Origin of the sequence: Ureibacillus suwonensis (assembly GCF_042655065.1) — a bacterium.
In the GTDB taxonomy this organism is placed as follows: domain Bacteria; phylum Bacillota; class Bacilli; order Bacillales_A; family Planococcaceae; genus Ureibacillus; species Ureibacillus suwonensis.
In genome coordinates this window covers 20,145-34,759 of the sequence record NZ_JBHSNQ010000081.1, presented here as the reverse complement: position 1 = coordinate 34,759, position 14,615 = coordinate 20,145, and the positions used below count along the sequence as shown (strand labels likewise).

At 42.8% G+C, this 14,615-nt stretch carries 13 protein-coding genes; 2 read left to right on the top strand and 11 right to left on the bottom strand.

Going from position 1 to position 14,615, the window contains the following annotated elements:
- Nucleotides 1-334: 334 nt before the first annotated feature.
- The 8 genes from dnaK to gpr all read right to left on the bottom strand — a co-directional run bounded on the left by dnaK (nucleotide 335) and on the right by gpr (nucleotide 9,816).
- The gene (gene dnaK / locus ACFPOH_RS09975; protein ID WP_342581539.1) at nucleotides 335-2,161 is read right to left on the bottom strand and encodes a molecular chaperone DnaK; all 1,827 of its coding nucleotides are present in this window, start codon (nucleotides 2,159-2,161) and stop codon (nucleotides 335-337) included.
- 36 nt (nucleotides 2,162-2,197) lie between these two features.
- A complete protein-coding gene (gene grpE, locus ACFPOH_RS09970; RefSeq protein ID WP_342469191.1) occupies nucleotides 2,198-2,827 on the bottom strand; it encodes a nucleotide exchange factor GrpE in 630 nt (209 codons plus the stop codon).
- A 12-nt stretch (nucleotides 2,828-2,839) separates the two neighbouring features.
- Nucleotides 2,840-3,874: a heat-inducible transcriptional repressor HrcA gene (gene hrcA, locus ACFPOH_RS09965; RefSeq protein ID WP_390309530.1), complete on the bottom strand. Its 1,035-nt coding sequence runs from the start codon at nucleotides 3,872-3,874 to the stop codon at nucleotides 2,840-2,842.
- Between the two features lie 90 nt (nucleotides 3,875-3,964).
- Complete coding sequence (gene hemW / locus ACFPOH_RS09960) at nucleotides 3,965-5,107, bottom strand: radical SAM family heme chaperone HemW (protein WP_342469189.1); 1,143 nt, start codon at nucleotides 5,105-5,107, stop codon at nucleotides 3,965-3,967.
- Between the two features lie 106 nt (nucleotides 5,108-5,213).
- Nucleotides 5,214-5,309, bottom strand: a complete 96-nt coding sequence (locus ACFPOH_RS09955) for an Ltp family lipoprotein (protein WP_390309542.1) — start codon at nucleotides 5,307-5,309, stop codon at nucleotides 5,214-5,216.
- 520 nt (nucleotides 5,310-5,829) lie between these two features.
- Complete coding sequence (gene lepA / locus ACFPOH_RS09950) at nucleotides 5,830-7,659, bottom strand: translation elongation factor 4 (protein WP_342469187.1); 1,830 nt, start codon at nucleotides 7,657-7,659, stop codon at nucleotides 5,830-5,832.
- A 273-nt stretch (nucleotides 7,660-7,932) separates the two neighbouring features.
- Nucleotides 7,933-8,733: a stage II sporulation protein P gene (gene spoIIP / locus ACFPOH_RS09945; RefSeq protein WP_342469186.1), complete on the bottom strand. Its 801-nt coding sequence runs from the start codon at nucleotides 8,731-8,733 to the stop codon at nucleotides 7,933-7,935.
- A gap of 51 nt (nucleotides 8,734-8,784) precedes the next feature.
- A complete protein-coding gene (gene gpr, locus ACFPOH_RS09940) occupies nucleotides 8,785-9,816 on the bottom strand; it encodes a GPR endopeptidase (RefSeq protein ID WP_390309529.1) in 1,032 nt (343 codons plus the stop codon).
- A gap of 157 nt (nucleotides 9,817-9,973) precedes the next feature.
- Between gpr and rpsT the strand changes: the two genes are divergently transcribed.
- Nucleotides 9,974-10,234, top strand: coding sequence for a 30S ribosomal protein S20 (gene rpsT, locus ACFPOH_RS09935; protein WP_342469183.1), 261 nt, complete (start codon nucleotides 9,974-9,976; stop codon nucleotides 10,232-10,234).
- A 105-nt stretch (nucleotides 10,235-10,339) separates the two neighbouring features.
- Here the strand turns inward: rpsT and holA are convergent, their stop codons facing one another.
- A complete protein-coding gene (gene holA, locus ACFPOH_RS09930; RefSeq protein WP_342469181.1) occupies nucleotides 10,340-11,350 on the bottom strand; it encodes a DNA polymerase III subunit delta in 1,011 nt (336 codons plus the stop codon).
- A gap of 174 nt (nucleotides 11,351-11,524) precedes the next feature.
- On the opposite strand from holA, the gene ACFPOH_RS09925 reads away from it, so the two are divergent.
- Nucleotides 11,525-11,689 (top strand): YqzM family protein, encoded by a 165-nt coding sequence (locus ACFPOH_RS09925; RefSeq protein WP_342469180.1) that lies wholly within the window; start codon nucleotides 11,525-11,527, stop codon nucleotides 11,687-11,689.
- A 57-nt stretch (nucleotides 11,690-11,746) separates the two neighbouring features.
- Here the strand turns inward: ACFPOH_RS09925 and ACFPOH_RS09920 are convergent, their stop codons facing one another.
- Both ACFPOH_RS09920 and ACFPOH_RS09915 read right to left on the bottom strand, forming a co-directional pair.
- The gene (locus ACFPOH_RS09920) at nucleotides 11,747-14,032 is read right to left on the bottom strand and encodes a DNA internalization-related competence protein ComEC/Rec2 (RefSeq protein WP_342469179.1); all 2,286 of its coding nucleotides are present in this window, start codon (nucleotides 14,030-14,032) and stop codon (nucleotides 11,747-11,749) included.
- Nucleotides 14,016-14,585, bottom strand: coding sequence for a ComE operon protein 2 (locus tag ACFPOH_RS09915; protein WP_342469178.1), 570 nt, complete (start codon nucleotides 14,583-14,585; stop codon nucleotides 14,016-14,018). Before ACFPOH_RS09915 ends, ACFPOH_RS09920 begins: the two co-directional genes overlap by 17 nt.
- Nucleotides 14,586-14,615 lie beyond the last annotated feature (30 nt).

Genomic DNA, 14,615 nt, shown 5'->3' with positions numbered 1-14,615 from the left:
CCTCACACTCGCTCTCTTTAACATAACGTCTATTTTATCATATATGCTAAAGTTTTGTTTACGTTATAACCGCCAAATGTTGTACCTGCCGCAAACGCTTCATCAAATTATCGGATTTTTAATGCAAGCGTGTGCGATAGTTACGTTTTAATTCGTCTATATTCATGGAAAAAGTCAAAGACCAGAAACGGCTTTGACTTCATCCAACCCATGTATTCAACAACCAATCGCTGATGAATAGTACAGCCATGTTGATAAAAGAGGCGAAAAGGCGGCGCGAAGGAGGGTGATTCAAATCAAGCCGCCTTTCGCTTTCACCAACATGGCAGTTTTATTATTTATCGTCGTCTTTCACTTCTTCAAAATCCGCATCCACTACACCGTCATCTTTTTTGCCTTCTCCATCAGGCTGGTTTGCTTGTGCCTGTTGTGCAGCTTCTTGATATACTTTCATGATCAAAGGTTGAAGCACACCTTCAAGTTTTTCTTTCGCAGATTTGATTTCGTCAATTTTACCATCTTTTAACGCTTTTGATAAAGCTTCTTTCGCTTCCGTCACGGATTTCTTTTCATCTTCCGTGATTTTGTCGCCCAATTCGTTGATTGTTTTATCCACTTGGAATACCAATTGGTCCGCTTCGTTGCGGAGATCGGCTTCTTCTTTGCGTTTTTTGTCCGCTTCAGCGTTTTCTTCCGCTTCTTTAATCATGCGTTGAATTTCTTCATCAGATAAACCTGAGTTCGATTGAATCACGATTTTTTGCTCTTTTCCAGTGCCAAGGTCTTTCGCTTTAACAGACACGATACCGTTTTTGTCGATATCGAAAGTCACTTCGATTTGCGGTACACCGCGAGGAGCCGGTGGAATATCCGTCAATTGGAATCGGCCCAACGTTTTGTTGTCCGCTGCCATTGGACGTTCACCTTGCAATACGTGAATATCCACTGCAGGTTGGTTATCTGCCGCTGTTGTGAAAATTTGAGATTTAGATGTTGGGATTGTTGTGTTGCGTTCAATCAATTTTGTGAACACGCCGCCCATTGTTTCGATACCCAATGAAAGCGGAGTTACGTCCAATAGAACGATATCTTTCACGTCTCCGGAGATAACCCCTGCTTGAATGGCTGCACCCATGGCCACCACTTCATCCGGGTTTACCCCTTTATGCGGCTCATGGCCAGTTTCGCGTTTCACCGCTTCTTGAACAGCAGGAATGCGTGTAGAACCGCCCACAAGGATCACTTTATCGATTTCGGAAGCGGATAGACCAGCATCGGAAAGCGCTTGGCGTACAGGTCCCATCGTACGTTCAATTAGGTCTTTTGTTAATTCTTCAAATTTTGCGCGAGTTAAAGATGTTTCCAAGTGTAATGGACCCTCTGGACCCGCAGTGATGAATGGCAATGAAATTTGTGTTGTAGTGGCGCTGGATAAATCTTTTTTCGCTTTTTCCGCTGCATCTTTCAAGCGCTGCATGGCCATTTTATCTTTCGATAGATCAATGCCATGTTCTTTTTTGAATTCTTCCACCAAGTAGTCAATGATTTTTTTGTCGAAATCGTCACCGCCAAGTTTGTTGTCACCGGCAGTCGCAAGCACCTCAAATACGCCGTCGCCGAGTTCAAGGATGGAAACGTCGAATGTTCCGCCGCCAAGGTCGAAAACCAGGATTTTTTGGTCTTCTTCCAATTTATCCAAACCGTAGGCAAGCGCTGCGGCAGTAGGCTCGTTGATGATACGTTCCACTTCCAAGCCCGCAATGCGGCCTGCATCTTTTGTCGCTTGGCGTTGGGCGTCATTGAAATATGCAGGAACTGTGATGACCGCTTTTGTCACTTTTTCGCCCAAGTAGTCTTCGGCATAGCTTTTCAAATATTGTAAAATCATTGCTGAAATTTCTTGAGGAGTATATTCTTTATCTTCCACCTTCACTTTATAGTCAGTTCCCATGTGGGATTTGATGGAAAGAATTGTGTTCGGATTTGTGATTGCTTGGCGTTTTGCCACTTCCCCCACAAGACGTTCGCCATTTTTGAACGCTACCGCAGAAGGAGTTGTACGGTTGCCTTCCGGGTTTGGAATGATTTTTGGCTCCCCGCCTTCTAATACAGCTACAACAGAGTTTGTTGTTCCTAAGTCAATACCAATAATTTTACTCATATTCAATTTTGCCTCCTATTTCACACACAAATTTCATTATTCATTTACAGAAACCATGGAAGGTCTTAATACGCGATCTTTCAATTTATAGCCTTTCTGCAATTCCTTCAATACGATGCCAGACTCTTTTTCAGGGTCTGATTCTTGCATTATGGCCTGATGAACATTCGGGTCAAATGGTTGACCGACAGCCGGAATCACTTCAAGCCCTTCTTTTTTGGCCGCTTCGATAAGGGCATTGTAGACCATTTCAATGCCTTTATATAAAGAATTTGCGTCCTCAGAAGCAACTTTCACCTGCAATGCCCTTTCAAAGTTATCAATGACCGGCAATAAATCTGTCAATAGGCTTTGAGCGCGGTATTTTTCAGCGGCTTGCAGGTCAAGCTGGCTGCGACGGCGCAAATTCTCAAAATCCGCTCTCAATCTTAAATACCGATTTTCTTCTTCCGCCAATTTCGCTTCCAACTCGGCGATTTTCGCTTTATAAGCATCCACGGAAACTTCTTCTGAACTTTCCTCAGCCGATTTGTCCGCTTCTTCATTGTTTGCCGCTTCATCGTTTACGGAAGCTTCTTCAATGGTTGCGTTTTCCGCTTTCTCGATTTGTTCTTCTTTCTCTATCGTTTCTTCCTGTTTGTTCTTGTTTTCTGCCGTTTCGGACACCTAAAATCCTCCTTACTGTCCATCGTTCAATTTTTCGGATAAAGTTCTGGATAACCCTCTTCTTACAATGTCAAGCAATGTTACGACCCGCTTATAATCCATCCGGGTTGGACCAATGATGGCAATCGCCCCGTTCTGATCTTCTCCGGCACTGTAAGACGCTGTGATCACACTGCAGTGTTCCACAGCGATATGATTGTTTTCGGATCCGATGCGGATCGTAATTCCCCGTTTCACCGGCTGGAACAGAGAAATGACTTGGCTCTTTTTGTCCATTAAATCCAACAGTTGACGGATTTTATTGATATCGTGGAACTCCGGCTGGTTTAACATATTGGTTTTGCCGCCAAAGTAAATTTTACTATCATTTTCCACAGATGCAACTTTTAGCAATGATTGAATGATGGAATCCGCCATATGGACATGTTGTTTCAACACTTCATACGTTTCTTTTTCCAATTTGCTTTGAAGATGGATCAATGGAACCCCAATCAAACGTTCATTTAAAATATTCACCGTTTTTTCAATATCCGATGAATCAAAGCCCTCAGGCAATAAAATGACTTGGTTTTCGACATGACCCATATCTGTCACAATGATCGCAACAGCAGTTTGTTTGGATAGCGGAATGATTTGAAAACGTTTGACCCTGTGTTCCGTCACATTCGGGCCGAGCAAAATCGCAGTATAGGAAGTCAATTCAGACAAAATGCTGGCAGACTCCCGGATAATTTGTTCAACTTCGACTTTTTGCTTCTCAAAAATGGATTGAATCAAATTTATTTCCTCTACAGACATGCGCTTTGGCTGCAATAGGTGATCAACATAATAACGGTACCCTTTTTCAGAAGGGATGCGCCCGGATGATACATGCGTTTTTTCCAAATATCCCAGCTCTTCCAAATCCGCCATTTCATTCCGGATTGTGGCGGGAGAATAATTGATTCCCTTCTTCTTGGAAATCTGACGGGATCCTACAGGCTGAGCTGACGTAACAAAATCATCAACGATAACTTGCAAGATTTGTAATTGACGATCAGTTAACATGAAAACCACCTCTGTTAGCACTCAAGAAGCGAGAGTGCTAATACTATAATTAAATTAACAAAACAATGAATCAGTGTCAACGAAATACCCCTACTCGCTCAACAAAAATTGTTGAAACACTTCATTGCCCAAGAAGCGGCCTTTTTTTGTCAACTTCAATCGTTCTTCCTCTTCCGTGACCAACCCTTCATTCTTCAGTTCGTTGATAATTTCACCGTATTTTTCTTTCATGGAAAAACCCATTTTCATTTCAAATTGTTTGAAGGATACCCCTTCATTTTTCCGCAATCCCAAAAACATTTCTTCCTCGCATTTTTCCATCAATGTCACTTGATGGCTGTGAAGAACAGGAAGTTGTCCCATCCCGATGGACTGCAGATACTTTTTGATGGGACCATGGTTGGAATAGCGGACGCCCTTGATATATCCGTGGGCACCGGCGCCAAATCCCGCATATTCATCGTTGTCCCAGTAAATTTTATTGTGAACGGATTCAAAACCTTCCTTGGCGAAATTGCTGATTTCGTACTGATGTAAACCGCCCTGTTCCATTTTCTCCATCAAACGTTCATACATTTTTGCCTCCAGCTCTTCTTCCGGCAATTGCAGTTTTCCTTTTGAATATTGAATATAAAAAACCGTTTTCGGTTCCACGATCAATGAATAAGCCGAATAATGCGGCAAATTCAATGCAAGCGCCTTTTCAAGGGTGTCCTCCCATTGCTCCATCGACTGTCCCGGCAAACCGTACATCAGATCGATGCTGATATTTTCAAAGCCGGCTTCCATCGCGTTTTCAATGGCGCGATATACTTCGTCATTTGTATGGGTTCTCCCCAGTTTTTTTAGAAGTTGTCCATCAAAAGATTGGACCCCTAAACTTAAACGGTTGACCCCTCCGCTTCTTAACACTTTCAATTTATCGACGGTCAGTTCATCCGGATTGGCTTCGGCTGTGAACTCCAACACATCGGTTGATAAATGTTGGGCAATGAGCTCCAACAGGCGGTCAAGCTGCCTTGGGGAAAGGGCTGTTGGCGTGCCCCCTCCCAAATAGATCGTTTCCAGATTTGCAAATTGCTCAGGCGAGTTTAAAACGGCCATCGCCATCTCTTTCCCGACCGCTTCGATATATTCATCCACCGGCTGTTTGTGGAAATACACTTTGTTAAAATCACAGTAATTGCATATTTGATGACAGAACGGGATATGGATGTAAACCCCTCGGACCATGGAAACCCTTCTTTCTACTATTTATCTTACTATTGTACATTTTCAATCCGAAAATTCAATGTTGAAGGCACAGAAAAAAGCCACCCGATGACCGAATGGCTTTCTGTCATTGTAAATGATCGATTGCATATTGCGCTTCTTCCGGAGTGAATTTTTCCCCATATTCGGAAACGAGCTGATCATAAATCGCCGAGTTGGACATGTTCATCGATTCCGCATAAGATTTGGCTTTTTTCAATGCATTTTCTTTCCAATCTCTTTCCAGATGATCGACGNATCGTTTTGGCATAGGTTTCGGCTTTCTTCAATGCAGCCTTATACTCCCTTGGCACTTCTTCTTTTGCCGTTTCAGGAGCTGTATCGGCCGCTTCCTCATCAGCTACATCCGTTTCCTTATTCTCCTCCTCAACGGCATTCTTATCTTCCGCAGGGGCTGAAGCGTTATCCGCATCATCCGCCACTTCCTTTTCGTCGCCTCCGGATAAAGAACCGATAAGAGTGATCACAAAAACGATGACAAGCGCAATAAACCACCAACGTTTATAAAACGGTTTTTTCAATTTTCAAATCCCTCCCAGTCACTGAATCACGGTTGATTCTTTTCACTTATTGTTTTCCATCGTTTCAGTCATTAAACGGCAAAAAATATGGAAGGGATTGAAAGCTGTTGGAAATGAAAAAAAGACATAGCAACGTGGCTATGTCCAAATTCGGCAAGCACTTTATTTATTTTCTTCATCCATTCGCAATACGGCCATGAATGCTTCCTGCGGGATTTCGACAGAACCGACCTGTTTCATGCGCTTTTTACCTTCTTTTTGTTTTTCAAGCAATTTGCGTTTCCGGGAAATGTCTCCCCCGTAACATTTGGCCAGCACGTTTTTGCGCATCGCTTTGATGTTCGAACGGGCGATGATTTTTGTTCCGATCGCCGCCTGAATCGGCACTTCGAATTGTTGGCGAGGGATGATGTCTTTCAGTTTTTCCACAATCACTTTGCCCCGTTCATAAGCGAAATCCCGATGGACGATAAAGCTTAATGCATCGACTTTCTCGCCATTGATTAATATATCCATTTTCACCAATTTGGATGGTTTATATCCAATCAACTCATAATCGAAGGAAGCGTATCCTTTCGTGCTTGATTTTAAATGGTCGAAGAAATCATAAACGATTTCAGATAACGGCATTTCATAAATGATTGTTACGCGCGTTGAATCAATATAATCCATATTGATGAATGTGCCGCGTTTTCTTTGGCAAAGTTCCATTACGGCACCGACATAATCATTCGGCACCATGATGGTCGCTTTCACATACGGTTCCAGCACTTGGTCGATTTTTTGAGGCGCTGGCATCATGGACGGATTGTCCACTCTCACTTTGGAACCGTCCGTCATTTCCACTTCATAAATAACCGATGGCGCTGTTGTAATAAGATCCAAATTAAACTCTCTCTCCAGACGCTCTTGGACGATTTCCATATGCAACAATCCCAGGAAGCCGCATCGGAATCCAAAGCCCAATGCCTGGGATGTTTCCGGTTCAAATTGCAGAGCCGAATCATTCAATGCGAGTTTCTCAAGGGCTTCCCGCAAATCGTTATATTTTGCCGTATCGATTGGGTAAAGTCCGCAGAACACCATCGGATTCAATTTCCGGTAACCCGGCAGAGGCTCCTTCGCCGGACGGTCGGCAAGGGTGATGGTATCACCGACATTCGTATCGCTGATATTTTTGATCGAGGCCGTGATGTAACCTACATCTCCCACCGTCAACTCTTCGACCGGATTGATTTTTGGCGTATGTACTCCGACTTCCACCACTTCATATTCGGCGCCTGTCGCCATAAAGCGGATTTTATCCCCCGGTTTTACGGTACCGTTGACGATTCTGACCAATACAACGACGCCTTTATAGGAATCATAGTAAGAGTCGAAAATCAAGGCTTGCAACGGTGCGTCAGGATCTCCCGATGGGGCAGGGATTTTTTCGACGATTTGTTCCAGAAGTTCATCAATACCGATGCCGGCTTTTGCACTCGCCAACACGGCGTCTTCCGCATCCAAGCCAATCACGTCTTCGATTTCTCTGCGCACCTTTTCGGGATCGGCTGCAGGCAAATCGATTTTATTGATGACCGGCAATATTTCCAAATCATTATCCAGGGCCAAATATACGTTGGCAAGCGTTTGCGCCTCGATTCCCTGCGCCGCATCCACCACCAGAATGGCCCCTTCACATGCGGCCAAACTTCTTGACACTTCATATGTAAAATCGACGTGTCCAGGGGTGTCGATTAAATGGAAAATATAAATTTGTCCATCTTTTGCCTGATATTTTAACTGAACGGCATTCAATTTGATCGTAATGCCCCGTTCCCGTTCAATGTCCATGGAATCCAGCAGCTGTTCCTTCATTTCCCGTTCAGTCAACGCTTTCGTTTTTTCCAAAATGCGGTCGGCCAATGTGGATTTGCCATGGTCAATATGGGCAATAATTGAAAAGTTTCTGATGCGTTTTTGACGTTCTAATCGTTCTTCGCGATTCATATCTCCACTCCTAACAAATGCCTCCATGCGATCGTTGTCCGTCTACACTCGCTTTCGCAGGAGGCTTAAACTTTCCGTATATACTGTTCTGATTTATAGCGTATTCTTTCATTCTTTTGTTCTTCATAAAATATAAACTAAGTTGAATTATACTATGAACCGGGACGAAAGCACAATAATAAACAAGTATAGCAAAATAAGGGGCATACACGATTCGGTTCGTGCAAAAAAACAGCGTTTAAAAGAGGACCCTTTAAACGCTTACAAACGCGATCATTTTTCAACCAGACTGTTTGCCACCGCTTGTGCCAACACCGCCACCGTCCGGTACACTTCATCCTCCGTGTTATCGATGCCGCCGATTTCAATTAAAATAAATTCCTTCGCCAAATCTTGATTATACACTCCATCTACGCCCGTCCCCTTCTTTTCAATAATTCCCTTGGAAATATTCGGAATAATTTCATTCATGGAATTGCTGATGGTTTGGGCGATGGCCTTATTGGATTTGTAATTCGGGTTTTCCGCACCAATGACAAAGGACACTTTCGCATAGGAAACATTTTTATGGACAACGGTCGTCTTATTGCGGGAAGTGGAATCCCGATGAATATCCAAAATCAGGTCATATTGATTTGTCTTCAATTCTTCGGCAACATATGGCCTTACCGTTTTATATGCATCAACGATCGTTTTTCCGTTTTCCTTCAAAACGGACATCACATCCACATCAAGGGTGCTGGCTGTGATCCCGTTCAACCGGAAATAATCTTCAAACAGCTGATGCATGGAATATAAATTGGCTTGATCGTCATAAACGGCGACCATTCCCTTTTCATTTTCCAGAAACGGCTTATAGGTTTCATGGGAATGGGTGAACAACAGCAACACTTTAAACGGATCCTTTGGAGGCGCCACATCAGAAACTACTAAATCATTCGCCGCATAGAGTATCTTCTCTTCTGGTGTAGCAGGCACAAATTTCTCGTTGTTTGGGAAAGGCATCATTCCTATCACGATCGGTAACGAGAAAAAGAAAAGTATCGTCAGTACAAATCTTTTAAAATTTTTCATTTCAGCATCCTCTCCTTCCTCTACGATATGGAAGAGAGAGAATTTTTAGAACTAGTTCACTTTTTCCTCAATCCATCTAAACAGACAATTGCTGATCAGTGTCGAGTATTTCGTCATCCAAATATCGACTTCTTTTGGTGTCACAATCAATCGTTGGGAATTGGACAGGAGCACTTCTTCGAATAATTGTCTCCTTTCCGCTTTCGACCAGGTGGACCATTCGCCAAAAATCGGACGAATGACATTAAAGTCGACATCCTCCTCGGAAGTATCGGAAGTCCAGGCTGTGACAGCCAGTTTTCCGGAAGGTTTATCTTTCTCTTGAATTTTTTTCGCAATGGAACGGAATACTTTATCCACCGCATCGGCAATGATCACCGTTGCATCCACCACCGTGGGAACACCAATGGCGGTTACCGGAACCCCCAACACTTCTTTTGAAATTTCCGCCCGCTGATTCCCGACGCCGGAACCGGGATGAATACCCGTATTGGTGATTTGGATGGTTTTGCATAATCGGGATGTCCCCCTTGTCGCCAGGGCATCTATGGCGAGCACCAAATCCGGTTGAATTTTTTCTGTCAATGCATGGACAAAATCGCTCGTTTCAAATCCCGTCTGCCCAGTAACCCCCGGCGCATACAAAACAAATTGTTCCACATGGTTTTCCAACTGTCTCGCCTGCATTGCATCAATGGTAAAGGGTCCAATGGCGTCGGGTGTAATCGTCTTGTTTCCCAGACCAATGACCAACACTTTGCTGTCTTTTGTGAGCTCAATGTCTTTATGAATTTCATCGATATATTTCAGAAAAGATTCTGCCAATTGCTCGTTTCCGTCATGGTCATCAATATTTAAAGTGGGAACCGTCAACGTGATGTATTGCCCTTCTTTTTTCCCGATTTCTTCGGCTCCTTCACTATTGACGATCACTTTTGTCACTTTGACACGTTTTTCGTTGAATTCTTCAAATCGGACGCCTTCCGAGTCATCTAATTGCTCTTTTTGTTGTCTCGTCTGATGCTGAACGACCTCTTCCGTTTCATCGATTAAGTCAGTTCTAGTCCAATTGATTTCTTGCATGATGATCACCTCTTTTCTATCATGTTCATTCTGTCAAGTAAATATTCTTTGCATTTATGTGTTGCAATTAAAGATTTCCTTTTGTATAATGTTTTCTGTTGTATTAACAATTGATTAGAGAATTTATCATCTCGTATTCTTATTAGGAGGTGAAAACATGCCAAATATTAAATCAGCAATCAAACGCGTAAAAACAAACAAAAAAGCAAACGTTGCAAACTCTTCAGCAAAATCAGCTATGCGTACAGCTGTGAAAAAAGCTGAGCAAGCAATCGCAAGCGGTGCTGACAACGCTCAAGAATTAGTGATCCAAGCAACTAAAGCTCTTGACAAAGCAGCAAGCAAAGGACTCATTCATAAAAATGCAGCGAGCCGCAAAAAATCTCGTCTTGCAAAAAAATTAGCTCAAGCGAACTAAAATAAAAAGATCAATTGTTTTCCCAGACAATTGATCTTTTTTCATACGGAAACAAAAAATCAGGCTATTAAAAAGCGGAAAAACTTTTTAATAGCCTTTTTCTTTCTATAAACTTTTCAGTAAAAACATCTCCAAATATCTTTCCCTGTTGCCCCCGGTCGTTTTCAGCTGCAAATCGATTTCGGCCAGGTCGTTCAACGCCTTCAACAATCTTTCTTCCGTAGGGCGGTCTTTTCGATCCAGCATCAGTTTCACCCTGTAGGGATGGATTTTTAATTGCTTTGAGATTTGCGTTGGCGGATAGCCCTTTTTATGTAAATAATAGACGCTGTTCATTGTTCTTATGTTGTTTGCAAGCAGCCCCACCAATTTGATCGGCTCTTCCTTTTGGCGCAATAAATCATGATAAATCCGGAGAGCTTCAGGGGTGTTGTGGGCAAAATAGGCGTTCAACATTTTAAATGCATCATGTTCGAGGGTTTTCGCAACAAGATCCTCCACCAGCTCTTTTGTAATTACAACGTCTTCCCCCAAATAGAGAGCCATTTTTTCAATTTCCATTTGAAGCTGATTCATATTTTCCCCGACCATTTCCACCAGTTTATCCAACGCATCGTCTTCTATTTTTTTGCCCCATCTGGCCGCCTCGCTTTGGATCCAAACGGCCAAATCTTTTTCCCCCAGCGCTTCCGCGTGAAGCATGACACTCGTTTCTTTCATGAGCTTTGTAATTTTTTTGCGTTCATCCAATTTTTCATACGGGGCGGTAAAAATCGTAACGGCGAAATCGGAAGGGTGGTTCAACCAATTTTCAAGGCGCTTCAAATCATGTTCAATTTTTTCCGCCCCTTTCTCGGCCGCTTTCAAAAACGTGGCATTTCTGGCAACGATCAATTTCCGTTCAGATAAAAAAGGGAACGTATCCGCTTCATCGATGACAAAATCGACCGGCGTTTCTTCCAGATCGAAGGTGGTCATTTCCACTTCTTCCGTTTGACTTAAAACCTTTTTTAACCGTTGGATCGTTTCATCTATGAAATAAGTCTCTTCCCCATAGATGCAATAAACGGGGGCGATTTTTCCACTGTCGATGTCTTTCCAAACTTTTGCAAACATTTCTTGAACCTCCAAAACTTTCGGTAACAATAGTATACACGATTCAAATAAAGAACTGTATTTTTTGTATAAATTGTGTCAAAATGAAAGAGAAAAGTAAGAGAATTTCAACAATCTTATATAGCTTTTTATAAACTATTGACTTATAATGGACTTTGAGTAGGAGGTTATCATATGGCAAATCATAATGAAAATTTCGTTACACATAACCCATTTGAAGGCGAAAATGCTTCTTGCAAACGCAATGACGCAATTGACGCTGGAGTAGGCTTCTTGGTATCATTCTTATTCTTCACATTAATGTTTGTTATTGCAATTATTTTTGATGCTGTAGCTTAATTTTCAATAGAGTGTAGACAAGGGAAACCTTGTCTACACTCTTTTTTATCCTTCATTTTAGTAGTCTGCGCCCGCTTTAACTTCCATTTGCCGGTCTTTCACGACGATTTCAATAGTCCCCACTTCCCCTGTCGTGAGCGTTTTCAGACCGTTCCGTTGATACCGTTCCACCACTTCTTTATGCGGGTGGCCAAACCGGTTGTTTTCCCCTGCACAGAAAACGGTCAATACGGGCATCAATCGTTGTATAAATTCATCGCTGCTGGAAGTTCTGCTGCCATGATGGCCGGCCTTCAACAAATCGATTGCGGAAAGCTTTGGGTAGGTTGCAATCAGCTTCCGTTCCCCCTCCGCCTCCAAATCTCCTGTAAACAAGCCTTGAAAATCCCCCTTCTCCAAATATAGAACGAGGGAATCGTTGTTTCCTTCATACTTAAGATCATGGGGCCAAAGATATTGAAAGGTCACATCCCCTTCTTTCCATCCAAATCCCGCCATTTGCTCTTTGATTGGCACTTTTTGTTTCTTCGCCTCCGCAACCAAATCATTCATCACCGGCTTGGACAACGAAGAAGGAGTGATATGAATTTCACCTATCCGGATTTCCCTTAAAATTTCTTCCGCCCCTTCCACATGATCGCTGTCGGCATGGGTTAAAATGAACGCATCAATTTTCGAAATGCCCTTCCCTTTCAAAAAAGGAACGACAATCCGCTTGCCTACTTCAAAGGGAATCCCTTCCTTCCACTTTTCCTGTTGAAACCGCAAAACCCCTCCTGAATCAATCATATACACTTTCTTCCGATAAGGGAGTTCAATCACGATGCAATCCCCCTGCCCCACATCCACGAAGGTGATCACCAGATGCGGATTCAGTCTTCCGTGAAAATGAAGAAGGAGAACCGGAATAAATAAAACAGGAACTATGTATTTCAGTTTCGCCCGGCAATCGATTAAATAAAAAGCCATAAATACGCCGATATAAGCAATGGTTATCAGCCATAAGGGAGGCTTGCCCGGAATCCACATTTGGTAAGGCAGAGATTCCAGAAAGAACGTCAGGTTTGTGATCAGAAGCCGGAATGGCTCATAACATGCAAAAATGAGATCGGATAAAGGCAATGGAATGAAGGTAAGGAGCAGTAACCCGATATTGATGGGCAAGATAAGAAAGGAAAAAAGAGGCACGTAAAACAGGTTGACAATAAACGAGGAAAGACTGAGTTCATAAAAATGATAAAGCAAAAGAGGATAAACCATTAGCTGGCAAAGGAAAGTAACATAAAAAGACTTCTTCCACCAAATGTGTTCGGATTGCAAAAAACGGCTGGAATAAACCAAACTTGCCGTAGCCAAATAAGAAAGTTGGAAACCAATCTGATAAATCACCCATGGCCCCATCCAAACAAATCCGATGAAACTGATGGCAAGGGCATCATCCACTGCAAGCCGGCCTTTTAATCGGGAAAGCATGACAAGTTCCACTACCGCCACCGCCCTCCATACAGATGGGGCACCACCGGCAAGAACTGCGTAAACCGGCAAGGACACCATAAGAAGAACCGTCGCCATTTCCCTTCTTATATGTAAACGGATGAGACATTCATAAAAAAGAAAGGCAAGAATGGCAATATGCAATCCGGAGATGGCAAACAAATGGGTAATACCTAATTTTTGATATGCCCTTTTCGTTTCATCATCCACATCCTCCTGCCATCCGATGAGCAGCGCTTCCGCTTCGGGAGCCAATGTGGATGGAAAGGTTTTTTCAATATGTTTTTTCAAATGAAACCTCATCAGGCTGATTTTTTGAAGCAAGGATCTTTCCGTGCCGGCATATTGCAAATGTGAGATTTCCGCGATGCCACCAGCACCTTTGCTTTTCAAATAGCTTTGCATATGAAAACTGTATTCATGGTAAGGTCTTTTTGGCTCCACCACTTCCCCTTCCACATAAAACCGCTTGCCGGCCAAAGAAGTGGATTCAAATCGGCGCTTTTCCTCTTCGGAATTCAGCACATACGTTACATACACTTTTCTTCCATCTGCGTCTTTCATCAGCCCTCTTAACGTATCACCACGGATTTTATATTCATCCGTCCATGTATAAAACCCTGGCAAAAGAATCGGCTTTTCAATTTCGTTCAATTGAAATGAAACATAACAAAACGTGGCAAACCCACACATAAATAAGAAAACAAGATGAAAGGGATGGAACTTTTTAAAATAGGCATGAAACCCTAAGGGAAGTAGCAAAAGCAAAAGCCATACGGTCTCATGGGCGCTGACGGAAGCGATGAGCACCGCCAAAGCGAAATAAATCCATTTATGTTTCAGGATCAAATAATTTCTTCACCTGCTCTTCAAAAAGGGATAATTCTTTTTCATCGGCTCCCATTTCCCGCAATTTGTTCAATAAATCCACCGCCAGTTGGAATTTTTCATCCTTTAAAAAATCAATTTTCGACTTGTCGAAAGGCACTTGAACAACGCCCACCCCAGCCTGTTCCAACAATTGCATGGCATAAGGGTCGTTTTTATAATCGCTGGCATAATAAACGTTTTTGATGCCGGATTGGATAATTGCCTTTGTGCATTGCAGACATGGGAAATGGGTGATATAGATATCTGCTCCATCGGTAGGAATACCGTATTTTGCACACTGGAGCAATGCGTTAATTTCCGCATGAATCGTGCGCACACAATGGTTGTCCCTGATATAACAACCTTTATCAATGCAATGTTCCGCACCGGAGATGGAACCGTTGTAGCCCCCCGCAATGATCCGCTTTTCGCGCACAATCGTCGCACCTACACTCAGTCTTGGACAAGTACTTCGCAATGCCAATAGATGGCTTTGCGCCATAAAATATTGATCCCAAGTAATTCGCTCCATATGATTCCCTCCGTATTGTAAAATTGAAAT